The 22,059-nt window shown below is 71.9% G+C and carries 20 protein-coding genes and 1 pseudogene; 10 read left to right on the top strand and 11 right to left on the bottom strand.

Annotation, left to right across the window (positions count from 1 at the left end):
* Positions 1-20: 20 nt before the first annotated feature.
* Positions 21-1,007 (bottom strand): asparaginase, encoded by a 987-nt coding sequence (locus tag ACZ5GT_RS01890; protein ID WP_469012748.1) that lies wholly within the window; start codon positions 1,005-1,007, stop codon positions 21-23.
* 160 nt (positions 1,008-1,167) lie between these two features.
* Between ACZ5GT_RS01890 and ACZ5GT_RS01885 the strand changes: the two genes are divergently transcribed.
* A complete protein-coding gene (locus tag ACZ5GT_RS01885; RefSeq protein ID WP_469012745.1) occupies positions 1,168-2,217 on the top strand; it encodes a LacI family DNA-binding transcriptional regulator in 1,050 nt (349 codons plus the stop codon).
* A 193-nt stretch (positions 2,218-2,410) separates the two neighbouring features.
* Here ACZ5GT_RS01885 and ACZ5GT_RS01880 read toward each other — a convergent pair whose 3' ends face one another.
* From ACZ5GT_RS01880 to ACZ5GT_RS01865, 4 genes are read right to left on the bottom strand one after another with little or no spacing between them, the layout of a single operon-like run.
* Positions 2,411-3,871 carry an APC family permease gene (locus ACZ5GT_RS01880; protein WP_469012742.1) on the bottom strand — a complete coding sequence of 487 codons (1,461 nt, stop codon included), beginning with the start codon at positions 3,869-3,871 and terminating at the stop codon, positions 2,411-2,413.
* Between the two features lie 17 nt (positions 3,872-3,888).
* Positions 3,889-4,707 (bottom strand): alpha/beta fold hydrolase, encoded by an 819-nt coding sequence (locus tag ACZ5GT_RS01875; protein WP_469012740.1) that lies wholly within the window; start codon positions 4,705-4,707, stop codon positions 3,889-3,891.
* Positions 4,708-4,740: 33 nt separating this feature from the next.
* Positions 4,741-5,616 carry a FadR/GntR family transcriptional regulator gene (locus ACZ5GT_RS01870; protein WP_469012737.1) on the bottom strand — a complete coding sequence of 292 codons (876 nt, stop codon included), beginning with the start codon at positions 5,614-5,616 and terminating at the stop codon, positions 4,741-4,743.
* Between the two features lie 21 nt (positions 5,617-5,637).
* The gene (locus ACZ5GT_RS01865) at positions 5,638-6,918 is read right to left on the bottom strand and encodes an ArgE/DapE family deacylase (protein WP_469012734.1); all 1,281 of its coding nucleotides are present in this window, start codon (positions 6,916-6,918) and stop codon (positions 5,638-5,640) included.
* 534 nt (positions 6,919-7,452) lie between these two features.
* Here ACZ5GT_RS01865 and ACZ5GT_RS01860 point away from each other — a divergent pair.
* Together ACZ5GT_RS01860 and ACZ5GT_RS01855 are read left to right on the top strand one after the other, a co-directional pair.
* Positions 7,453-7,775: pseudogene (locus tag ACZ5GT_RS01860) on the top strand (imine reductase family protein); the annotation flags it as partial.
* A 286-nt stretch (positions 7,776-8,061) separates the two neighbouring features.
* On the top strand, positions 8,062-10,248 hold the full coding sequence (locus ACZ5GT_RS01855; RefSeq protein ID WP_469012731.1) for an ATP-binding SpoIIE family protein phosphatase: 2,187 nt from the start codon (positions 8,062-8,064) through the stop codon (positions 10,246-10,248).
* 236 nt (positions 10,249-10,484) lie between these two features.
* Here ACZ5GT_RS01855 and ACZ5GT_RS01850 read toward each other — a convergent pair whose 3' ends face one another.
* Positions 10,485-11,678, bottom strand: a complete 1,194-nt coding sequence (locus tag ACZ5GT_RS01850) for a tyrosine/phenylalanine carboxypeptidase domain-containing protein (RefSeq protein WP_469012729.1) — start codon at positions 11,676-11,678, stop codon at positions 10,485-10,487.
* Positions 11,675-13,729: a hypothetical protein gene (locus ACZ5GT_RS01845; RefSeq protein ID WP_469012726.1), complete on the bottom strand. Its 2,055-nt coding sequence runs from the start codon at positions 13,727-13,729 to the stop codon at positions 11,675-11,677. The genes ACZ5GT_RS01850 and ACZ5GT_RS01845 overlap by 4 nt, the downstream gene beginning before the upstream one ends.
* A gap of 254 nt (positions 13,730-13,983) precedes the next feature.
* Here ACZ5GT_RS01845 and ACZ5GT_RS01840 point away from each other — a divergent pair, with 254 nt between their 5' ends.
* The 4 genes from ACZ5GT_RS01840 to ACZ5GT_RS01825 all read left to right on the top strand — a co-directional run bounded on the left by ACZ5GT_RS01840 (position 13,984) and on the right by ACZ5GT_RS01825 (position 17,531).
* The gene (locus ACZ5GT_RS01840; protein ID WP_469012725.1) at positions 13,984-14,685 is read left to right on the top strand and encodes a hypothetical protein; all 702 of its coding nucleotides are present in this window, start codon (positions 13,984-13,986) and stop codon (positions 14,683-14,685) included.
* A gap of 105 nt (positions 14,686-14,790) precedes the next feature.
* On the top strand, positions 14,791-15,237 hold the full coding sequence (locus ACZ5GT_RS01835) for a hypothetical protein (protein WP_469012723.1): 447 nt from the start codon (positions 14,791-14,793) through the stop codon (positions 15,235-15,237).
* Positions 15,234-16,082 carry a hypothetical protein gene (locus tag ACZ5GT_RS01830; protein WP_469012720.1) on the top strand — a complete coding sequence of 283 codons (849 nt, stop codon included), beginning with the start codon at positions 15,234-15,236 and terminating at the stop codon, positions 16,080-16,082. The genes ACZ5GT_RS01835 and ACZ5GT_RS01830 overlap by 4 nt, the downstream gene beginning before the upstream one ends.
* 255 nt (positions 16,083-16,337) lie before the next feature.
* The gene (locus ACZ5GT_RS01825; RefSeq protein ID WP_469012716.1) at positions 16,338-17,531 is read left to right on the top strand and encodes an OmpA family protein; all 1,194 of its coding nucleotides are present in this window, start codon (positions 16,338-16,340) and stop codon (positions 17,529-17,531) included.
* 77 nt (positions 17,532-17,608) lie between these two features.
* Here the strand turns inward: ACZ5GT_RS01825 and ACZ5GT_RS01820 are convergent, their stop codons facing one another.
* The 3 genes from ACZ5GT_RS01820 to ACZ5GT_RS01810 all read right to left on the bottom strand — a co-directional run bounded on the left by ACZ5GT_RS01820 (position 17,609) and on the right by ACZ5GT_RS01810 (position 19,800).
* The gene (locus tag ACZ5GT_RS01820; RefSeq protein WP_469012714.1) at positions 17,609-18,121 is read right to left on the bottom strand and encodes a hypothetical protein; all 513 of its coding nucleotides are present in this window, start codon (positions 18,119-18,121) and stop codon (positions 17,609-17,611) included.
* A gap of 36 nt (positions 18,122-18,157) precedes the next feature.
* Positions 18,158-19,201, bottom strand: coding sequence for a zinc-binding dehydrogenase (locus tag ACZ5GT_RS01815; protein WP_469012710.1), 1,044 nt, complete (start codon positions 19,199-19,201; stop codon positions 18,158-18,160).
* Positions 19,202-19,452: 251 nt separating this feature from the next.
* Entirely contained in the window at positions 19,453-19,800 is a 348-nt protein-coding gene (locus tag ACZ5GT_RS01810) for a hypothetical protein (RefSeq protein WP_469012705.1), read from the bottom strand.
* 305 nt (positions 19,801-20,105) lie between these two features.
* Here ACZ5GT_RS01810 and ACZ5GT_RS01805 point away from each other — a divergent pair, with 305 nt between their 5' ends.
* Together ACZ5GT_RS01805 and ACZ5GT_RS01800 are read left to right on the top strand one after the other, a co-directional pair.
* Complete coding sequence (locus tag ACZ5GT_RS01805; protein ID WP_469013133.1) at positions 20,106-20,429, top strand: DUF2690 domain-containing protein; 324 nt, start codon at positions 20,106-20,108, stop codon at positions 20,427-20,429.
* A 114-nt stretch (positions 20,430-20,543) separates the two neighbouring features.
* Entirely contained in the window at positions 20,544-20,831 is a 288-nt protein-coding gene (locus ACZ5GT_RS01800; protein ID WP_469012700.1) for a hypothetical protein, read from the top strand.
* A 162-nt stretch (positions 20,832-20,993) separates the two neighbouring features.
* Here ACZ5GT_RS01800 and ACZ5GT_RS01795 read toward each other — a convergent pair whose 3' ends face one another.
* Complete coding sequence (locus ACZ5GT_RS01795) at positions 20,994-21,449, bottom strand: MarR family winged helix-turn-helix transcriptional regulator (protein WP_469012697.1); 456 nt, start codon at positions 21,447-21,449, stop codon at positions 20,994-20,996.
* Between the two features lie 124 nt (positions 21,450-21,573).
* Between ACZ5GT_RS01795 and ACZ5GT_RS01790 the strand changes: the two genes are divergently transcribed.
* The gene (locus ACZ5GT_RS01790) at positions 21,574-21,900 is read left to right on the top strand and encodes a rhodanese-like domain-containing protein (RefSeq protein WP_469012693.1); all 327 of its coding nucleotides are present in this window, start codon (positions 21,574-21,576) and stop codon (positions 21,898-21,900) included.
* The last annotated feature ends 159 nt before the right edge of the window (positions 21,901-22,059 follow it).

Here is a 22,059-nt window from a genome sequence, read left to right as displayed (position 1 = left end):
CGTGTGTCCAGCGGCTGGGATCAGCCGGTGGTGTATGCGGCCAGCGCCTCGCGCGCCGCGCGCGGGTCGGCGTGGACTCCCAGGAGCGCCGCGAGGAGCACCCGGGCCTGGGGAGGGCGCAGCACCCCGGTGGGGACGGCGCCCGCGGCGAGGAGGTCGGCGCCGCCGCCGTTGCCGTAGATCGAGGCGACGGGCCCGGCGGCGACCCGCGTGGAGGTGGCCACCACGACCCCGGCGGCGGTCAGCTCGGACACCGCCTCGCAGATCTCGGCATTGGCGTTGCCCGCGCCGGTGGCCTCCAGCACGATGCCGCGCGCTCCCGCGGCGGCGAAGGCGTGCAGGGCCGTCGCGTCCGCGCCGGGGTAGCACGCGACGATGTCGACGCGGGCGCGGGAGGGGTCCATGGCCGACAGGTCCAGTCGCGGCCGTGGACGCGAGGCCTGTGAGACATGGACGGCTCCGCCGTGGACCCAGCCGAGCAGCCCGCCGTCGGGGGAGGCGAACGTGCTCGAGGCAATCGTGTGGCTCTTGCGCGTCCCTCCCGCCGCGAACACCGAGCCGTCGAAGACGATCAGTGTGCCCAGCCCCCTGCTCGACGGCTGCGCAGCCACCGTGACGGCGTCGGAGATGTTGCGCGGGCCGTCGCTGTCCGGTGCGTCCGCGGGCCGCTGTGCGCCGGTGAGCACCACCGGACGCTCGTCGTGCAGGAAGAGGTCCAGGAAGAGCGCCGTCTCCTCCGCGGTGTCCGTGCCGTGCGTGATCACCAGGCCGGCGACGTCCTCCCCGCGCAGATGCTCCTGGGCCCGCAGCGCGAGCGTCCGCATCCGTTCCAGGGTCATCAGGTAGCTGCCGATCCGGAACACGTCGTCGACCCGGACCCGGACATCGCCCGCCACGGTCAGCTGCTCCACCAACTCGGCGCCGCTGGCACGAGCGACGGCTCCGCCCGCGGCATTGCTCCGGGTGGCGATCGTCCCGCCGGTCGCGAGCACCATGACGGTCCGCACGGATACCTCCTGATATGTCACGGTCTTCTCCGGCCGATGTGTCAGCGCGAACCTTTGCGCCGAACGATTGCGCCGAACGATTGCGCATATAAAATTCGACCCAGGGGCGGGCGTCAAGGCATCTGGGGGAAAATGTTGTCGAGCGGAGAGGAAGGCGAGGATGGTCGAAGGTTCTACGGGGGGGCAGCTGCCGCACATAGACGCGGCGGGCCGGGCCACCTTGCGCACGGTCGCCGAGCTCGCCGGAGTCCATGTGTCGACGGTTTCGCGGGTCCTGAACGGGACGATGGGAACCGGTGTCCGGATGGCCGGGCGGGAGACCGCCGACCGGATCCGGCGCATCGCGGAGGAGATCGGTTACACACCCAACCCGCACGCGACGAGCCTGCGCACCCAGCGCAGCAACCTCATCGGGGTGCTCGTCCCACGGCTCGTCGACATGGTGCTGGCCACCATCTACGAGGGCATCGAGGAGGCGTGCGCGGCGTCGGGGTTCTCCGCGTTCGTGGCCAACACCGGTGACGACCCGGTGGCGCGGCGCCAACGCACCGAAATGGTGCTCGCCCGTCGTGTGGACGGGATGATCTTCGGCGATGCCGACGTGGACGGGCGCTTCCTGGACGAGGTGGCCGGGCGTGGCGTGCCGTTCGTGCTGGTCTCCCGGCGGGCCGGCTCCCATCCGTCGGTGACCTGCGACGACTACCGGGGCGGTCAGCTGGCCGCCGAGCACCTGCTGCAGCTGGGTCATCGGCGGGTCGGGGTCATCGCCGGTGAGCCGTACGCCAGCACGGGCATCGACCGCACCGCCGGCTTCCGGGACGCCTACGCTGCCGCGGGGATCAAGGTGCCGGCCACCAGGATCGTGCATTCCCGCTTCGACACCGGCGGGGGCCGGGAGGCCATGCAGCGACTGCTGGCCGGGCGCACCAGACCCACCGCCGTGTTCGCCGTCAACGACTTCGCCGCGATCGGGGCCATGGAGGCGTGCCGCCACGCGGGGCTGACCGTCGGCACCGACATCGCGGTCATCGGGTTCAACGACGTGCCGCTCGCGGGATGCCTGCCCATCGGACTGTCGACCATCCGGTCCCCCATGCACGACATGGGTGTGCGTGCGGTGCGGTTGCTCATGAAGCGGCTGGCGGGCGAGGACGTCGAATCCGAGCTGTTGTCTCCCGCCCTGGTCGCACGCGCCTCGACATTGGGCTGAGGCCGGCGTGGCACGTGGTCCGGGGCCTGCTCGCGGATCGGATCCCGTGCCCACACCCCGGTGGTCTCCGCCGCCGTCCACCGGTCCGCCGTCGAGGAGTTCACCGCTTCCGGGCCGACGGCGGTCGTGATACGCCACGGCCCCGGAGGAACGGCGCGTTCACTCCGGTGCCGTAACTGCGGGTCGGCCCGGGTCAGCCGGCGGCCGGGGCCGTTTCCTCGTCGAGCTCCTCCCCGCTGAGGAGAGCCGCCGCCCGGTCCATGACGTGCGGCTTGCGGCTGCGCAGCACCAGCATGTAGGCGACGCCGGCGAGGATCAGCAGGACGGTCAGCACGGGCAGGTAGCTGTACGGCGCGGCCTGCCCCGGCTGGAAGTCGCCCCAGAAGGGGATGATCAGCACCAGGACCCCGACGACCGGCGAGATCAGCCGGGAGAAGACATGGCCGCGTTCCCCGGCACGGCGGTCCTTGACCCACTCGACGACCAGGGCGACGTTGGTCACCATGTACATCAGCAGGAAACCGATGGTGCCGTAGGTGCCGAGGAAGCCCGCGGCCGTTCCCGGATCGGTGAACAGCGTGGACAGTACGCCGATCGCCACGCTCGGAACCACGAAGCCGACGACGGCCACCCACGGCGTGCCGAACTTGGGGTGCAGTCGTGACAGGCCGCCCCACCACAGCCCGCCGCGTGCGCCGGCCGCGACGACCCGGGAGGTCTCGAGGTTGGCGGCGATGTAGGAGCTGGTGATGCTCGACATGAACACCCAGCTGACGGCGACCGCGACGAAGGGGACGAAGGCGTGGCCGGCGGTCACGAACGGGTTGGGGTCCTTGACCATCGTGTCCACGTGCTCCACGCCGAACGCGATCACCAGGGCGTACGAGCCGAGGACGTAGACCAGTCCGCTGATCGCGACGTTGGCGAGCAGGGCGATCGGCACGTTGCGGCGCGGGTCGGCGGTCTCCTCGGCGAACGGCGCCGCGGCCTCGAAGCCGCCGTAGGCGAGCACGGTGAGCGACAGCGCCAGGGCGAGACTCTTGGGATCGGCGACTCCCTGCAGGGTCAGGGGAAGCAGGCTGAGGCCGTCCTTGCCGCCCTGGATCAGGACACCGATCACGAAGACGGCCAGTACCACGATCTCCACGATGTAGAGGGCGATGGTGGTGCGCATACCGAACGACAGACCGAGGATGGCCGGAAGGAGCACCAGGACGCCGTACGCGACGGTGATCAGCGCGGTGGCCCCGGTGAAGTGGGTGTCACCGAGCAGGTTCTGGCGTATGTAGTCGCCGACGAAGACGTAGATGCCGCCGAAGGCGATGACGTATCCGAGCATCGCGACCACGCCGGTCACCACACCGACCGGGGCGCCCAGGGCCCGCGTGATGAAGGTGACGAATGATCCGGAGCTCGGGTACTTGTGGGAGAACTGGGCGAAGCTGTTGGCGGTCGCGCCGATCCCGAACATGGCGATGAGATAGACCAGGGGGGTCGAGACACCGACCAGGCCGGCGACGAGGACCGTGCTGAAGAGGATGTTGAAGAACGGCCCGACCTGGGCGAGGCCGGGCATCATCACGCCCAGGAGGCCGAGCTTCCCGGATGCGGTCCCGCCGGTCCCGTTCTCACCGGGGGTGCTGTGCTGTGACAACGTGGTGCTCCTTGCTTTCATCCGGCCGGTGAGGCGGCGCGGCGGTGTCTGGACCAGAACTCGAGAAGAGTGGAGTTGAACTGGTCGGGGTGCTCCCAGAGGCAGGCGTGTCCACCGCGGGTGGTCGCCCACTCCGCGTCCGGGATGCCCTTGTGCAGTGCGCGGGAGAGCCTGACCGGGATGAGGATGTCCTCCTCACCTGCCTGTACCAGGGTGGGGACGGTGATGCGGGACAGCCGGTCGGTGGTGTCGTGCTCGCGGATGATGTCGAGCTGGGACAGGTATGCCTCGGCCGGCCACGGCATGGCCGCCATCTCGTCCTCGAAGGCCGCGAGTTCGGAGGGGCGGTTTTCGAAGAAGTCCTGGGTGAAGGCCCACAGGGTCACCTCACGCATGATGAACGGGACCCCGTGGGTGGGCGCCAGTTCGGCCCAGACGGTGAACAGCCGGGAGCAGAACGGCCCCGGGGCCGCGTAGGTGCAGGACAGCACCAGGGAGCGCAGGTCGCTCCCGTAGTTGATGGCGTACTCCTGGGAGATCATGCCGCCCATGGAGGTGCCCATCAGATGGAAGCCGGTGATGCCGAGACGGTCCACCAGCGCCTTGGCGTCGTCGGCGAGCATCCGGCTGGTGTAGGGGCCTGCCGGCTTGCTGGTCTGCCCCACACCCCGGTTGTCGAAGCGCAGGACGCGGTATCCGGCCTCGAGGAAGGCCGGGACCTGGTAGTCCCAGGTGGTCAGGTCGTCGGCCAGCCCGTTGACGAGGACGATCGTCTCGGGGCCCTCGCCTTCGAGCCGGTAATTGATCTGGATGTCGTTGACGGCCGCGATGGGCACGAGGGTTCCTCTCCGTGGGGTTCTTCGGGGGTGTCAGGCCTGGTCGTGGCCGGGCGGGGTGGTCTCTCCTTCCGGGTGCCGCCCGTCGTCACGGATCCGCGCGACCAGGTCGCGCAGGGTGGATTCGGTGGTCAGGGTGAAGTGCTCGGCGGCGAGGGCACCGGCTTCCGCGGCCCGCCCGTCGTTGATCGCCTCGGCCAGCGAGGCGTGCTGGTGCAGCGCCGTCCGGCGCAGTTCCGCGCTGTACGGTTCGCTCCGGAAACCGAGGTTGACCGCCTGCCGCAGCCGCCGGCTCAGCTTGACCAGGTACACGTTGTGGGTGGCGCGCGCCACGGCCAGGTGGAAGGCCTCGTCCGCGGCCCGGGACGCCTCACGGTCGTCGCCGGCGGCGCGGTAGTCCTCCAGGGCCTCGCTGATGGCGGCGGTGTCCTCGTCGGTGCGACGGCGGGCCGCCACACTGGCGATCATCTCCTCGGTGAAGGCCCGGCACTCGAGTACCTGCTCCATCTCCTTCCAGGTCGGCAGGAGCGTTCTGCGGATCTTCTCGGCGGAGCCCGGCCCCCACGACGTCGTGACGAAGACGCCCCCGCTGCGTCCCCGCCGGACCGTCACATAGCCCTCGGCGCTCAGTCGCTGGATCGCCTCCCCCACCGACGAGCGGCTGACCTGCAGCATGGCGGACAGCTCCCGTTCGCTCGGCAGCCGCTGGCCGGGCACGAAGCCGCCCAGCGCGATCGCGGTGACCAGCCGGTCGGCGATCCGCTCCCCGGCGGACAGCATTCGCAGGGGCTGGAACAGCGTGTTCAGACCCGGCGGTTCGTCCTCGGCGAATATGTCGGCGAACAGGTCGGGTTCACCGGTGGGCATGTCGGGAGAGGGGCCCTCATCGGCAGTGGGGAGGTCGGTCACGAAGTCTCCTCGTAGTCGTGGTCAGCAAGAGCCGGGTTCGGTGAGCAGCGCGGGAATCACCCGGGCGAGAGTGCGCGCTCCCGTCACGATGCTCGCGAGCTCCACGGCCTCGTCGACTCCGTGCATGTTGCGCACCCGTGGCCCGTAGCACAGCGCGGGGCGTGCGAACTGGTTGAGGTAGAACCGCGCGTCGGTGGTGGAGCCCACCGCGTACGCTTCCGGGGTGATGCCGTGGGCGTCCCGGTGAGCCGCCGCCACCACCTCGACCAGAGGATGGTCCGGGTCCAGGGCGTAGCCCTCCGCACGGAAGCCGGAGGCGCGCACCGTCGGGCGATGCGCCGCGAGCAGCGGGTCGGCCGCGGCCGACCGGTCGATCGCCTCGCGGACCTCGCGCTCGGCGCGGGCCGGTGACCACGACCGGGGGAAACCGACGCGGACCGAGGCCCGTGCCCGGGCGGGCACGCTGGACGTCCAGTCGCCTGAGCAGATGCGGCCGATGTTCACGTTGTAGGGATGGTCGACCCGGGCGAACACCGGGTCCCGGTGTTCGTTGACCCTGCGCTCGAAATCGCGCAGCTGCTCCAGGGCCCGGATCAGGAGGAGCACCGGGTTGCCGGAGCGGTCGGCTCGCTCGGCGTGGCCGCCGCCCGAGATCACCTCGACGTCGACCCACAGCACGCCGCTGCCGCTGAGCAGGATGCCGAGGTCGGTGGGCTCCATCAGCAGGACGTTGTCGCCGAGGATGCCGGCCCGGCCGGCGGCGAGGGTGCCGTGGCCGGTGCACTCCTCCTCCACCACGCTCAGGAAGCCCAGCGGGCGCGGGGGGCCGATACCGGCCGCTCGCAGTCCGCGCAGGGCCAGGGCGGCCATGGCGAAACCGCACTTCATGTCGGCCGCGCCGCGTCCGTGGAGCCAGCCGTCACGCCGGGTGGGGGTGAACGGCGGCGAGGACCACAGCTCGCCGTCCTCGGCGGGCACCACGTCGATGTGCCCGTTCAGCAGGAGCGCGGGGGTGTCGGTGCTGCCGCCCAGCGTGCCGTAGACGTCGTACCGGCCCTGGTAGGGCAGTTGGGGCACGCCCGACAGCGGGTCGTCGGTGATCGTCTCGGGTATCTCCACCCGCCGCACCTCGAAGCCGAGGCCGGTGAGCTCCTCCTCGATCACGGACTGCGCCGCCGCCTCCCGCCCCAGGGTGCTCGGCGCGGCGACGAGTCGCTCCAGGAAGACGAACGCCTCCTCCGCCTGCTCGGCGATGGCATCGTCGATCCGTGCCGCGTCACGCTGGGAGAGCACACCGGTCATGAGGCCGCCTTTCGCTAAAAGGCCTGAAGTTCGGGCTATTAAGCGCACCGGACGCCGAGGGTGTCAAGGAGTCCGGCCGCACGAATCGCAGCGCGGCACGGCGCCGGGAAGGCTGGTTGCGGAGTGTGCGCGATCGGGAAGCCCTTCGGCGACAGGCGGCGACGTACGACCGAGCGAGATGTCGCGGCCGAGCGGCCAGGTCACACCTTGACGACAGGCGGACCGCCGTCCACACCCCGGCCCCGCCCGAGCGGTCGCGGCTACGCGGGCGCCGCGACGGGCCAGGTGAACATGGGCGAGTCGGCCGCGGGCGGGACGGAAGCAGCCCTGTTCACAACCCCGGCCGACCCTGCCGGCAGCGCTCTCCGCCAGCGCGTCGGACACACCCGCCTCGCCGGCTTCACCGGATTCGGGTCCTCCCCCGACACACCAGAAACACGCCAGAGACCTTCACTGACGCAAACACGTCTGTGCGGTCGGGAAGCGGTCGGAAAGCACGATGGGGCGGCGGCGCACCCGTCGTTCGGCTCGGCCGTGCCGGTTCCCGCACCGATGGTCTGCACGGAGGCGGCCCATGTCTGGGCGAGGACCCGGGCCTCCGCCCCGCTGATGCATCAAGCCCAACTCGCTCTAGAGAATCCCGGCACCGTGCTCGATGCCGGAGAACATCCCGGCGACCTCAGCACGGTCACCATGATGGGCGCGACGTCCGACCACATCGTGGAGACCAGCACGTCACTGGGTTCGACCTGGCACTTCCGCCCGCCGTGCAGGCCCATTGCCGGCGCGCGATCGAGAACGGGCACGGCAGCGACAACTGGACCCGCATCATCGACAGCATCCGCGGAGCGCGCTGACCGCACGCCGGCACTTCTCGGCACCCTCCACGGGGCCGAACGGGCGACACTCGCCGATCGCCGAAGCCGGCAGCCCGCGATCAGCGGATCGAGCAGGCGCCGGCCGATGGCCGAGCGGCCCTGAATCGGCGGCGCCCGCGTCCGCTCCGGTCGCTTCCGCCCCTACGGTGAAGACGACGACTGTGCTATCCAGGAGAGGTGCGGTGAGGGATCTCGGGGCTCGGCCGCACGGACTCGGGAATTCCTCTCCGGCGCATGCCGGAGGCCGCGAGCTGAGTGAGCCTGCATGGATCCCACACCCGCCTCCTCGTCCGGGCCGCCGTTCGGCATGGTCAGCGGTGCCCTGGCGGACTACATCCGCCGGGCCACGGCAACCGAGGCCCCAGATCCCGCTGCCGGGAGCGACCCCGGTGCGCGTCGGCCCGTAGGTGACAGCCCGGAAGCCGAGGGCCAGGAGCAGATCCTCGGAGTGGTCAATCTCGACTGGAATCTGAGGATCACCGGCTCCAATCTGAGCGCGGCCCCGTTCGCCGGGGTGAGCATCGCGCCGGGGGCCGCCTTCGCCGAACTGCTGCCGCCCGAGGACGTGCCGACGGTCACGCAGCGGCTGCGGAGCGTCATCGAGACGCAGGAGGCGCACGTCGCCCGGGTCCAGCGCCTGCGGCGGGACGACGGGACGGAGCTGGTGGTCTCGATGAGCATCCTGCCGGCCGCCCCACCGCAGGGAGGTCTGACGGTCTCCCTGATCGCCATGGCCAGGCGACTGCACCTGTACGCGTCCGCGACCGCGATCGGGACGTCACTGGACGTCGGCGAAACCGCCCAGTCCCTGGCCCAGTCCCTGCTGGCGTGGGGAGACGTGGCCGCCGTCGACTTCGATTTCGCCGTGTGGACGGGCGAGGCCGTCACCGAGCAGGCGCACGAGCGGATCCGGCTGCGCCGGGCGGCCCTGGCGCCGGACCGGTCCTGGCCCGAGGGATATGTGACGTGCGGGGACAACCTGCCCCGCGAAGCGAGCCGCCTGCTGCTCGGCGCGGTCATGCGTGACGAGGTACCGCAGGCCGTCGTCCTCACCGACCGTGCGGCGATCGAGCGGGATCTCGGCGATCCGCGGCTGGTGCGCGCTCTGGTGCCCGGCGACCGGCCGGCGAGTGTGGCGTGCATACCGTTGGTCGTCGAAGGACCAGAAGGCACACCAGGGCCCGTCGTGCTGGGCGTGACGGAGGTCTGGCGGCGCCAGGACCGCCCCTTCCGCGCCGGCGAACTGCTCGACCTGCAGGAACTCGTGGCCAAGACCGCCCGTCACGTCGATCTGGCCCGCCAGCATCAGCGTGAACACGCGCAGGTCCTGGCGTTGCAGCGCCGGCTGCTGCCGCGGACCAGCAGCGACACCATCGAGGTCGCCACCGTCTACCAGCCCACCACCCCCGACAGCGCAGGCGTCGGCGGTGACTGGGTGAACAGCTTTCCCCTGCCCGGTGACCGTACCGCCCTGGTGGTCGGCGACGTCGTCGGGCACGGCCTGGGGGCCGCGGCGGCCATGGGCCAGCTCAGCATGGAGGCCCGCGCGCTGTTGTCGGCCGGGCTGGGCCCCGGAGAAGTGCTGCAACGTCTCGACGAGACGGTCACGCTCCTGGACGACACGGACGCGGGCCTGGCGGCCGGATACAGCGCACTGGGATCGACGTGCTGCGTCGCCGTCTACGATCCGGTCGACAACCGGGTGACGATGTCCAACGCCGGGCATCTGCCGCCCGTCCTCGTCCGTCCCGACGGGTCCGCCGCGACCGTCACGTCGCAGCCTCACCCGGGCCTGGGAGCCGAGTTCGCCGTGCGGGAACCGTTCGAGGTGCACGAGTTCGCCGCGCCGCCCGGCTCGCTTCTCGCCCTCTACACCGACGGCCTGGTCGAGGACCCGGTGACCTCCATCGACGACGGCATCAGCCGCCTCGAAGAGGTGGTGCGTGAGGTGCATCCCTGGGACGACCTGCAGCAGGCCGCGCGCCGCGTGACCGCGGAGCTGGCCCCGCGGGGGCGCCTGCGCGACGACGTGACCCTGCTGCTCGCCCGTATGACCGGCCGCCACAGCCGGCACACCGCGACCTGGCAGCTGCCCGCCCGCGACGACACCCCCGCCCGCGCCCGCACCCTGGCCTCTCCCCTGCTGCGGCGCTGGCGCACCGGCGACCAGGCCCACGATCGCGCCCTGCTGGTCATCAGTGAACTGGTCACCAACGCCGTCCGCTTCGGCTCCGAACCGGTCACCCTACGGCTGGTCAGCGCCAGGGGCCGCCTGACCTGCGAGGTCGGCGACACCGGCAACGGCCGGCCGCGCCTGCGCCGCAGCGACGTGCTCGACGAGCGGGGACGCGGCCTGCTGGTGGTCCACAAACTCACCACACGCTGGGGCGTGCGGTGGACCAGCACCGGCCAAGCCGTCTGGGCGGAGATGGACGTACCGCGCCACTGCTGAGATGGACGCGACGAGCGCCGGCGCCTCCGGACCGGGCCGGGAAGTGCGCCGAGCACGATTGCACCTGCGCGGTCACCGGTGACACAGCAGGCCCGGCCGGGGGCCGACAGCCCCGCCGGCCACCCGTCCCGGCATCGTCTGTGCCCGCGCAGCCGCTGCCACCGAATGCCGTACCGCCGCCCTGGCGCCCCGGCGCCCCGGCGCCCCCTGCTGTGCGCAGACGGATCCGGATGTGCTCACGTGGGCGTTCTGAGCGTCGTCGAACAGCGGCGGGCGAGCGACCGCACGCGCCGGGCGAGCTTGTCGTCGGGCAGCATCAGGGGACCCGGGAGCGTCGCGGGGAGGCCGACTTCGGTCAGTAGACCGATCTGGCGCAGCGGCCACTTCGCGCTCATCAGCACCGGATGGTCCTGCGGGAATTGTTCGAGGTGGCTGCGGACCATGTGATACCCCGAAAGGTAGACGTGGTCCTTGCAGTAGCCGCCTGCGACGGAGGTGTCGGTGAGGCCGCGCTTGACCCGCACGGCTACGTCGAATGCGGTGCGCAGACCGGTGTACGGCAGCAAGTCGGCGACGACATCGGTGAAGCTCCCGGTGAGCGCGCGGTGCACCGCGACGACCCGCATCGCGAACCGTGGGTCGACGGCGCCCGCCCCGGCCACGGTCCGCTCGTGCCAGACGGCCAGTCCCTCCTCGGTTTCCGTGTGGCCGGGCAGCCGCAGGTGGAGGATCCGCGGGCCACGGCGCGCGTTCACCGAGCGGAAGACGTGCGTGCCGATCTCGTGCACGGCAAGCCGGACGAGGTCTTCCACTGTCAGGAGCAGGTCGGCCCGCAGGTTGATCTGGCGGTGCGCAGCGAGCACGCTCATGCGAGCCGCCATGTCGGGCCTGACCAGCACGGTCCAGTCGGACAGACCGAGTTCCGCAAGCACTTGAGTGAGGACGGACGCTGATGCCGCCGCGTCCAGCCCCGCTGCCTCTCCGCCCTCGCCCGCGGCGCCCTTGTCGTCGGGGTCCGTCCGGGCGGCGGCCAGCACCGCGTGCGCCTCGGCGAGCAGGGCGTCGTCCGGGCGTCCGTTCGCCGCCAGCGTCAGCTCGGTGATGCGGCCGGCATCGTGGTCGGCGCAGGCGCGGAAGGTCTCGACGGTGCGGCGGGCCTCGTTCCCGACCATGCGGTGCCAGGGGTCGGACAGCCCCTCCATGTCGGCGAGCAGCGCCGTGGCCGCGCGGACGCCGTCATCGGAGCACTCGTCGTAGGTGAAGAGGGGATCGCGGGGCCGTCCCCGTTCCCAGTCGCGGACGAAGCGTTCACGGTGATCGGGCAGGTCGCGGGGGGTCGCCGCACGCAGTGGGTTCATGTGCGCGGCGGCGGCCTCGAGGCGGCGCACGGCGTCGTCGGCACGGGCCATCCCGGCGAGTTCGGGGGTCATCCCTGTCCACCGTCGCCGACGAGCTCGGTCAGCTGGTCGCGCAACTCCTCGTAGATTCTGCGTCGGTCGGCTCGGTTCTTGTGGCCCGTCGACTCGCCCGTGACGTACGGCGCGGCAAGGCGCAGCAGTTGTGCGGCCTGGTGGAGCCACTCGGCGCGTTCCTCTGCCTGGTCGGCGGCCGGGGCGAACTCCGCCGAGGCGAGGAAGCATTCGGCCAGAGCGGTCGCCATGATGAAACCGCTGGTGGTCCTGGCGCCGGACTCCCCCAGGAGGGCGCGGGTCTCTTCCTCGTTCGCCAGCACTTCTCGGGCGTAGGACCGCGCGGTGGCGAGGTGGACCTGGCTCGCTGCCGGGTCGTCGTGTTCCCGGGCGAGGGCGACGTGGCCACGCATGGCCACCTGGAGCGGGCCGCGCAGGGTGACGAACGCGGCGCCCCCTTCCACCGCCTTCCTGCGGGCCGGAATCACCTCCAGGTCGTACAGTTCGAGTCCGCGCGCACGCAGGTCGTGGGGGGAACCCGGCCCGACGAGGAACGCGCAGTAGTTGTGCTGCCGGTAGTGGTAACGCGGGTTGTCCTGGCCGAGGAAGGATGCGATCAGCCGCTGGTAGGCGTCCCAGAGGGGGAGGAGTCGCCGGGTGATCTCTTGCGCGTCCGGCAGGCTCGCGATCGGCTCCTTGTGCACGGCCCTGCGCACCTGGTTGACGGCGACCAGCAGGTCCGGCAGTCGCTGGACCAGTTGCCCGGCGTCGACGTGGCCCTCGGCGGTGTCCGCCAGGAGTTCGTGGGCCCGGTCGAGCGCTTCATCCAGCCATGCGGCGCGCCGGACGACGACGTGCGGGTCACGGGGATCCTCGTTCTGTGCCGCCGGGAAGTGGATGAGGTCGGCGAGCGCCTTCAGGCGCTCCAACCGGTAGTCGACCGAGTCCTCGCCGAACTGCTCCCGGATGCGCTCGGTGAGCGCTTCGAACATGCGCCCTCTCAGGTGCCGGCTGGACTCGTCCCGGTTCTGGAACAGGGCCAGTGCGGCCGTCAGCAATCCTCGGCGGACCGTCAGCGCGGCTCGGCGGTCAAGGTCCGATCCCTGGGGGATGCCCTCGGCGATGTCGCCGAGCAGGGTCAGTTTGTCGGCCATTCGGCTCTCCGCCGCGCCTTCGGGGAGTTTCACGTGCACCGAGGCCGCGTGTGCGAATCGCTGAATCCGGGCCGGTGTGATCAGGAGCACCTCTCCTGTCCGGCCTCGGGCCGTGTCCACGACCCGCACGGCCGCGTCGACGGCTCCTTCGGTCATGTCCAGGAGGGTGGCCTGGGCCATGCCCACGATCGTGCGGTGCAGCCGGTCGCGGGCGCTGCCGCCCGGGATCGGTTCGGGGGCGTCCGCGTCGACCCGCTCGCGGGGCTCCAGCCGCTCGCACAGGACGTCGGTGAGACGCTCCACCAGGTCCAGGCTCACCGGTGCGTTTCCGGGGTCGTAGCGCACCCGGTTCGGCCCGTACTCGTGCGAGGCCAGGCTCGTCACGGTGCCGGTCTGGATGGGCACGGACACTCCGCCCAGCGCCCGCTGGACTCCCTGGGCCTGGAGAGCGGCGACGAGCAGGACCGGCTCGGACCTGAAGACCTCGATCAGGCAGTAGCCGTACGCGCCGAGCAGGAGTTGCGGATCCTGCACGGGTACCTCGCGCAGCGCTCCGCACAAGGCGTCGGTGACCGGCTTCAGCAGGACGTTCGCGCCGACGAGCACGAAGGCGGCCTTGGTGTCCGGGCCGAACCGTGCCGCGGTGGCGTTGGCGATGACGGGGTGCCCCCGTACGACGTCGTCGGGCACGCCCCGGTCGTCGTAGCCGCCCAGCTCGGACTTCTTGGCCCTGCGGGGGGCGCCGCGCATGATCTCCGCGAGTGTGAGCTGGATGTAGTCGCAGCACCATGAGCGCATGTCACCGGGGGCGCCGTCCCAGGGGACCCCGAAGAGGGGGCCGACCTTCCGGGCGAGCCGCGCCGGCATCTGCTGGAGCCGACTTTCCGGGATGGCCGGGATCTGGGCCTTGAGGATCACTGCGACGCCCTTCCTCTTCCTCCGTCAGAGTTCTGCGGACCTCCACAAGAATACTACCTTCCAGTATCAAGTAAACCAGCGGAGAAGCTTCCAACCGAGCAACTACATCTTCTTTTGATAGAGAAAAAGTCACCAATGAGGTTGACTCCAGTGGCGAAGCAAGGGACTGTCTAGTCAGAAGTTCTCGGAGCCTGCCTCCGGGACGCCATCCGCACACCGCTCCGCGGTGGCCGCTGAGCCCACTGGAGGCCCGAATGCTCCGACGTCGCAACGGCCGCGCCCAGCGCCCCGTCGACCCGCCCGCGCCCCGGCGCTACCCGCTCCACCTGCGTCTCGTCGACCGGCACCACGCCAACCGTGACGCCTCCGCCGGACTGCCCGCGCTCGACCAGGACGGCACCCTCGGCACTCCCACCCCGGAATACCTCGGCCGGGGAGCAGCCGCCCTCCAGCAGCGCGAGTGGATCCGGTGCCGCAAAGACTGCGCCGAACTCCTGGCGCACGCTGAGGCGGTCCGTGCGCGCCTCGCGGAGGCGGAACGCGCCTCGGCCGAAGCGGAGGCGGCCGTCCGCGAGCTGGCCGCCCCCATGACGGACGAGGACCTGGCGCGGCGCCGCGGCGGGGAGCACCGGACCGACGAGTCCGTCGTACGAGCCCGCCGGGCCCGGGAGCGAGCCGGCCTGCTCAGCGCGGCCCGTGCCGCCGAGGCCCGGGCGGCCGAGCGGATGGCGGCACTCAGCATCGAGGTGCGCGAGGTCGAAGCCCGCATCGCCGCTCGGGAGGAGCTCGCGGCGGCGCGCGCGGTCCACATCCACGAGCAGACCCTGCGCCGGGTTGTCGCCTATTACCGGCAACTGGTCCGGCGGCACCCGGACGGCGCCCGGATCAACGCACAACTCAAGCAGGGGGGCCCGGAACTGCCCGGCTGGGCCGTCGGCGCCCCGAGCCCGCGCTGACCGACCGGCCACGCACGCCCGCACACGGCCACGACGGCCACCACGACCACGACTCGCTCACCCCTCACGACGCCCGCGACCGGCCACACCGAGAGGAAGTCCCCCGTGTTCACACCCCTTTCGCACCGCAGGCGCAAAGCCCGCCAGGACCAGCCCGAACCCGCGGTCTCCACCGTGGTCGACGGCGATCCGAGCTGGACGATCCCCGCGCTCTACCGGATGGCACCCCCGGCCGACCTGGGCACCGCGCGGGAAACCCTGCGTCAGTTCGTCGGCGAACTGGCGCCGGACGGCATCGACGCCGGCACGGGCGCGGCCCTGGACCACCTCGTCGACGCGTGGGCGGCGCAGTGGATCGCCCGGCTGGACGCCGAGCACACCCTGCGCGAGGCGGTCTGCGACCACCTGGTCGGGGTGGCCGCGGAGGAACTCGCGGCCGCCGGAACAGCCCTCCGTCACGCGGAGGACGACCTGCTGCGCGCCGAGAACGACCTCGCCCTGCAACGCGACCGCCTCACGCCTGACGACGACAACCGGAGGACCGCCCGATGACCCGATCCCCTTCGCCGGGCCGCCGCCGTCCGTTCGCGGACGCCGACCGCCTGACCGGCGTCTCCCGCAACAGCCACGTGTACGTTCTGCTGCTGATCGCCGCAGCCGCCGACGCGGCCGCCTTCTACCAGATCGTCGCACTGCTGATGGCCCAGCAGCAGCCCTGGACGGTCTGGCTGCTCGTCGCGGGGTTCACCGGTCTGTCCCTCGGCCTGACCCACCTCATCGGCTCGACGGCCCGCCGGTACGTCGAGCGGCACCTCCCCCCGGCAGGCCTGCTCACCGTGGCCGCGACCACGGTCTGGCTGTTCATGGGCGCGGTCTGTTGCTACGTCCGCGCCACCCATGAGCCGGCCGGCCGCGCCGGCGGCCGCTCGATCGGCAGCCCTTACTCCGTCTCCCCGGCCGAGGACGCCGTCGCCCGTCACGACATGGGCGGGGCCATGCTGTTCCTCGGACTGTTCCTGGCGGGCGGCCTGGTAGCGGGCATCACCTCGTATCTCTCCCACAATCCGGTGGCCGAGTCGTACGCCCGTGCGCAGCGCCACCACGAGAGGGCCAGGGCCGAGGTGCGGGTCCTGACCTCACGTCAGGTGCGCGCGCTCCACCGGTACGAGCAGCATCAGGCGGAACGGGATCGCGACCGCCGTCGCTGGGAGTCGGCCACGGCCGAGCGCCTGGCGTGGGCGGACGAGCTGAAGCACTATGCGCGCTTCCTGATGGCCGCGCACATCGGCGACCCGGCCGCCACCGACGGTCTCACCGAATCCGGTGCCCGGCTGGCGAAGGCGCCGCCGGGACGGCCCGGCCTGCACGCGGCCCCGCCGCCGGAGGAGGCGGCGTGAGCCCGGTGCCGGGGCGGGACCCGATGCGGCCGCCTCCGCCCCCGCCCGCGTTCTGCCCGCACTGCGGCGGCCGGCTGCGGAAGTGCGGGACATGCCCCCAGGGCGGCAGCGGTTCCTGCCGCGACTGCCGCCTCGGGCGGCGCTGCCCGCGCTGCGGCCGGCATTGGACCAGCCCCTGATCCGCCCGCCTTCCGCCCGCCCCTCCCTCCCCACGGCCCTGCCTGCCGGTTCAACCTCACGACCAGGAGGTCGAAGATGAAATCGTCCGCCTTCTCCCGCCCCTTCGGCGGCCGCCTGCGCACCACCGTGCTGCTGTGCGCCGTCATCGCGACGGCCGCCGGCTGCGGCGGTCCGGCGGGGGCGAGCACGCCGCCCCGGCTCCCCGGGTGCGGGGCCGCCGAGACCAGGTCGCTCGCCCTGGTGCTGGGCGCCCGCGCCAACAGTCCCGCCCCGGAACTGCCGTCGTCCGTGCAGGCCCTGCTCGACGCGGCGATGGACGCGGAGGCGACCGTTACCGTCGTACGCGTCGACGGCGCCCCCGAGAAGGTCTTCTCGCAGGCCTTCCACACCGACGGACAGAACGGTCCGGCCCGCGACACGGATCACGACGCCTACGTCGGGCAGGTCGAGGCGGCGATGCGCGCGGCGAAGGCGGTCCGGCCCGAGGCCGATCCGCTGACCGCACTCGGCGTGGCCGCCCGGGCCGTCGGTGAGGGCGGCACCGTGGTCGTCGTCGACTCGGGGCTCCAGACGGTCCCCCCGCTCGACTTCCGGCATGGCGATGTGCTCGACGCCGATCCCGCCGACGTCGCCGGCTTCCTGGCCCGGAAGTCGTCCCTGCCTCGGCTGACCGGTGTCGAGGTGCTGCTGGCCGGCATCGGGGACACTTCCGCTCCGCAGGCCGCCCTGCCGGTCCGCCAGCACGACAACCTGGTCGCCATGTGGCAGGCGATCGCCGAGAAGGCGGGCGCCGCCTGCGTCTCGGTGGACACCACGCCCCGGCAGTCGAAGTCCGTCGCGGGCACCCCGGCGGTCTCTCGCGTCGCCGTGCCGCCGGTGGAGACCTACACGGCCGGCTGCGGCGACCACGTGCTGCACAACAGCGGCAGCGTCGGCTTCAAGCCCGACCGGGCCGTCCTGCGCGATCCCGCGGCCGCGAAGGTGGCGCTGCAGGACATCGCCGACTGGGCTTCGGCACACGACGCCAAGGTCCGGCTCACCGGTACGACCGCGTCCGCGGGAACGGAGGCGGGCCGCCGACGGCTCTCGCTCCAGCGCGCCCAGACCGTCCGCGCCGTCCTGGTGGATCTGGGCATCCCCGCCGACCGCATCACCGTGCGTGGCGTCGGCACCGACTGGCCCGGGCATGTGAACGACCTCGCCGACGGGGTCCTGCTGCCGGGACCGGCGGAGCGCAACCGCTCGGTCGTCGTCACACTGAACTGCTGACCCGCGGATCACATCGAGCACGGCAGAAGACCGCGGCGGTGCGGGTGGAGGGGAGCCGAGTTCCCGGGTGCGCGGTCTCAGCGGCCCGGGCCGCTCGTGCCCTGCGGACCCGTCCGGTGCTCCGCCAGCTGCCGGAGGATCACCCAGCGGGTCACGGCGTATCCGAGCAGCCCGGTGTATCCGGCCATGAACGCCACGAACGCCCCCAGGCCGAGGCCGGACAGCCCCAGCGCACCGAGCAGCCCCAGCACAACGACGGCGACGACGCCCGCCGTCACCCCGATCAGCAGGCCGAGCGCCCACCACCGCGCGGGCAGCCGTGCAAGCAGGCGCCCCGCCCCGGGGGGTTCGTCCGCCGCCGCCAGGCGTCCGGCGGTGAGGTCGTGGCGTACTCCTTTGGTGACGAACAGCGAGACCAGCAACGACAGCAGGACCGAGGTCACGAAGACATCGGTGGTGATGCCGCTGCTCCCGGCGAGCGGAACGAAGCCCGTGCGGCGATGGCCGAGCCAGGTGATCAGCCCGTTGACCACCACGTTGACGAGCACGGCGATCGTCGCCTGCCTGCGCAGGTAGGAGGTCACCGGCATACGAGTTCTCCGTTGCACGGCCGGGTCCTCTCCCGGCTACGGCCTGACCACGAGGCGCACCGGGTCGCCCTCTTTCGTCCGCAGCCGCTCCACGCCCCGGGCGATCTCCTCCAGCGGCAGTACCTCGGAGACCGAGCGGGACAGGTCGAGGCGGCCGGCCGCCAGCAGGCGCATGAGCTGGGTGAGGTGGCGGCGGGTGTAGCCGTCGTGGCCGAGGACTGCGTGGTTGTAGTAGCCGAAGAGGATCGTGTTCTCGGTGAGGTGGACCGGCTGCGGCGACATGCCGATCATGACGGCCCGTCCGTACCGGCCGAGACAGGAGACCGCCTGGGCGAGGGCGCTGCCGACGCCGGAGAGTTCGGCCGTCAGGTCCAGCCCCTCACCGTCGGTGAGCCGCCGCACCTGCTCGGGGACGTCGGTCGTCGCGGGGTCGAGGGCGTGGTCGGCTCCGGCCTCCAGCGCCCGCCGGCGGGCGGAGTCGAGGGGGTCGACGGCGACGACGAGGCTCGCCCCGGCCAGCCGGGCGATCTGGACGGCGTGCACGCCGAGGCCGCCGATCCCCCACACGCCGGCCCGCTCGCCCGGTCGCAGCCCACCGCGTTCGACGATTCCCGAGAACGGTGTGGCGACCGCGTCGGCACAGATCGCCGCCTGCTCGATGGGCACCCCGTCGGGCACCTCCACCAGGGTCTGGAACGGTGTGACGACGTACTGCGCCCAGGCGCCGTCCCAGTTCTGTCCCATCGTCTGCGGGGCGAGGCAGCCCTGTACGTCACCGCAGTGGGGACAGGAGCCGCAGGCTCTGCCCGGCGCGATGACCACCCGCCGGCCCGGCTGCCAGTACGGGACGTCGGCGCCCACCCGGGCGATGGTGCCCGCCGGCTCGTGGCCCGGGGTGACCTCCTCCAGCGGGCAGTCGAGGGTGCCGTCGATCATGTGCACGTCCGACAGGCAGATCCCGCAGGCCTCGACGCGGACCAGCACGTCGGACGGTCCCGGCTGCGGCACCGGCACCTGAGCCACCCGCAGCCGGCGGTCGGCCCGAGAGAAGCGCGCCGCACGCATGGTCGCCGTCGTCATCAGCTCACCTCCGGGGAACGGGACACGGTCACCGTGTGACCAGATGGACGCTTCTTACCCTTTTGCGGGAGCTGGTGCGGTCGGCTCGCGTCGAAGCCGTGCGCGACGAGGAGAACGGGGCCCGTGGCTTCCCCCTCTGCCGCGAGCCCCGTCCCGCTTCTCCCCCGTGTCGCTCTCAGTGCTCAGAGCTCAGTGCTCAATGCTCTGCTCCGTACCTGTGCGGAGCACTGGGGGCGCTGAGGACCGAGAGCTCACTGCGGGTAGATCTTGTAGACGCCGTTCTGGGCCGTCTTCGTGCAGTGGCCGCCCTTGCCGAGGCCCTCGCGCACCCAGATCGTGCGCACGCTCGATGCGAAGGTGCAGTAGATGCCCTTCGTGTGCCTGCCGCCGGTGTACACCCACTCGTCGCGCGTGCCGCCGTCGGCATACTTGGCGTGGATCTGCAGGCAGGCCGACATGCCGTCGCCGTTGCTGGAGCCCCACCTGGTGTCCTTCAGCGTTCCGTCGACCAGGACCCGGCCGCTGTCGAGGGGACCTTCGTTCCCCCCACGCGTGGGCCGCCGCGATGTCCCCGCCGTGGTTGGTGGTGTTCCGCTCACCAACGGAGCAGCCCGGCGCATCCGTCGAGGCGCGGATCCGCCGGGGCCGTCGGGGGCGATGGGCCGGAACGAGCCGCCGCTGGACCGTGCCGGCCTCAGCCCTGGCGCTGGCCGTCACCGCGACCGGAGCCGCCGTCGCCCTGTGGACGACGCACGCCGCGAAAGGCGCGAACGGCACAGCCGCCGCAGTCCGACGACCGTCCACCGCCCACGCTTCCGGTGCCCTCAACGTGAGCTGCTACGAGCAGAGTTGCACCGGCAAGGACCCCAAGACGCAAGGCTGCGGCGACCCATGAACCTCAGCGATCACCCGGATCGACGGTGTCTACGTCGAACTGCGCTACAGCGACTCCTGCAAGGCGGCCTGGGCCCGGATCAGCTGGGGCCGTGCGGGTGACGTCGCGCGGGTCGTGTCCGCGAAGGGCACGACCGAACAGGACACGGTGCACTACGACACCGACGTCTACACCCCCATGGTCGCGGCGGACGCCCCGTCCGACGCCAGGGCCTGCACGGTCCTCACCTCCGGCGCCCACGGCTGCACGAAGCCGGGCGGCACGGTCCGGCTGACGCAGCCGCCCGAACCGCCCGTCTCCGTACCGCCGTCCAGGACAGCCACCCGCCGCTAGGACGCGTATCGCCGGGGAAACCCGCAACGGTCTCTCGGAACGGCTGCCGCCCTGCCGCATGAGCGCATCCGCGGTGGCACCCGCCCGCGGCGACCGGCGTGAGATCATCCGTCGATGAGCAGCGACCTGGAAGTGAGTGCTCTGGCGATCAACGTCACGATCCCGGAGGCGCTTCGCTGGACGGACACTCGACGGGGTGAAGCGTTCACCCTGACCACCCTCAACGTCCGGCTTCTCCCGGACGGCCGCCTCGCCGCCAAGGCCTATGGCCGGCCGGTCGGCGGCGGCCGGGGCGCATACGTCTCGTTCCCCGTCCCGGACAGACCCGAACTGGCGGCCCTGATCTCTGACGCCGCCGGCCACGCCGGGACGTTGTGGGCCGCCCACCGCGGTCTCGGCTGAGCTCGGTCCGCCCCCGAACGCGGACGGCGGCAGTCCCGGACTCCGCACCGCACCACCGGGCCGGCACCACCGGGCCGGCGCCACCGGGCCGGCGCCACCGGGCCGGCAGCACCGGATCTCGCCACCGCCGGCACGGACCGGCGGGCCGCGGACGGGTCCCGGTCAGCTCCCGTGCACGCCGCGGTCCTGCTCCGCGACCTTGCCCAGGGCCTCGGCGACCACCTGAGCGTCCTCGTCACTCAGATATGTGGAGAAGTGTCGGTGGATGCTGCGCAGATAAACAGGAGCGGTGGCGCGCAGCACGGTGGCGCCTTCCTCGGTGATCGCCGCCCAGGACACCCGACCGTCATACGGATCGGGCGTCTTGTGCACGAGCCCCGCGCGCACCATGTCGTCCACCAGACGGCTCACCCGGGTGCGGCTGAGTACGACGCGGTCCGCGACCTCCCGCATGCGCAGGCCCTCCGCGCCGGCCGCCTTCAGTTCGAGCAGTACGTCGTACCACGTGAGCGGGACGCGGCCGTCGCGCTGGACGTCGCTCTCGATCGCCTGCAGTGCAGCCTTGTGGGCGAGCAGCATCGCCCGCCACGCCTCTAGTCCGTAGTCTCGGTCGGCCATCAGGCGATGATACCCAGGGTTGCGTGCGTGCGCACACAATGGTTAAAGTGTGTGCGCACGCACGGAAATCCCGCTGGTGCGCCACATGAGTGCGCACGCAGCCACGACCCACTGGAGGTACCCCATGGTGCAGAACCTGACCCGTGACGAGGTCAAGCAGAAGATCGACGCCGGCGCGGTGACGGTCCTGGAGGCCCTGCCGGAGCAGTACTGGAAGGAGGCCCACCTGCCGGGCGCCCACTGCCTGCCGCTCGACCAGGTGGACACCCTCGCCCCCCAGCTGGTCCCCGACCAGCAGTCCGAAGTGATCGTGTACTGCACCGGCCCCACCTGCCCCAACTCCGCCCAGGCCGCCGGCCGGCTGACCCAGCTCGGCTACCAGCGCGTCTACACCTACAAGGACGGCAAGGAGGACTGGATCACCGCCGGACTGCCCACCCAGTCCGCGTGACAGCCGGCACACGCGGAACGCAGAAGAAAACGGACACGGGCCGGTAGGACCGCAACACCGCCGTGCCCGCCGTCCCGGCCCGGGGGGGGGGGGGGGGGGGGGGGGGGGGGGGGGGGGGGGGGGAGGGGGGGGGGGAGGGGGGGGGGGGGGGGGGGGCGG

The organism is Streptomyces sp. NPDC031340, assembly GCF_055569945.1.
This window is presented reverse-complemented; position numbering and strand designations above follow the sequence as displayed.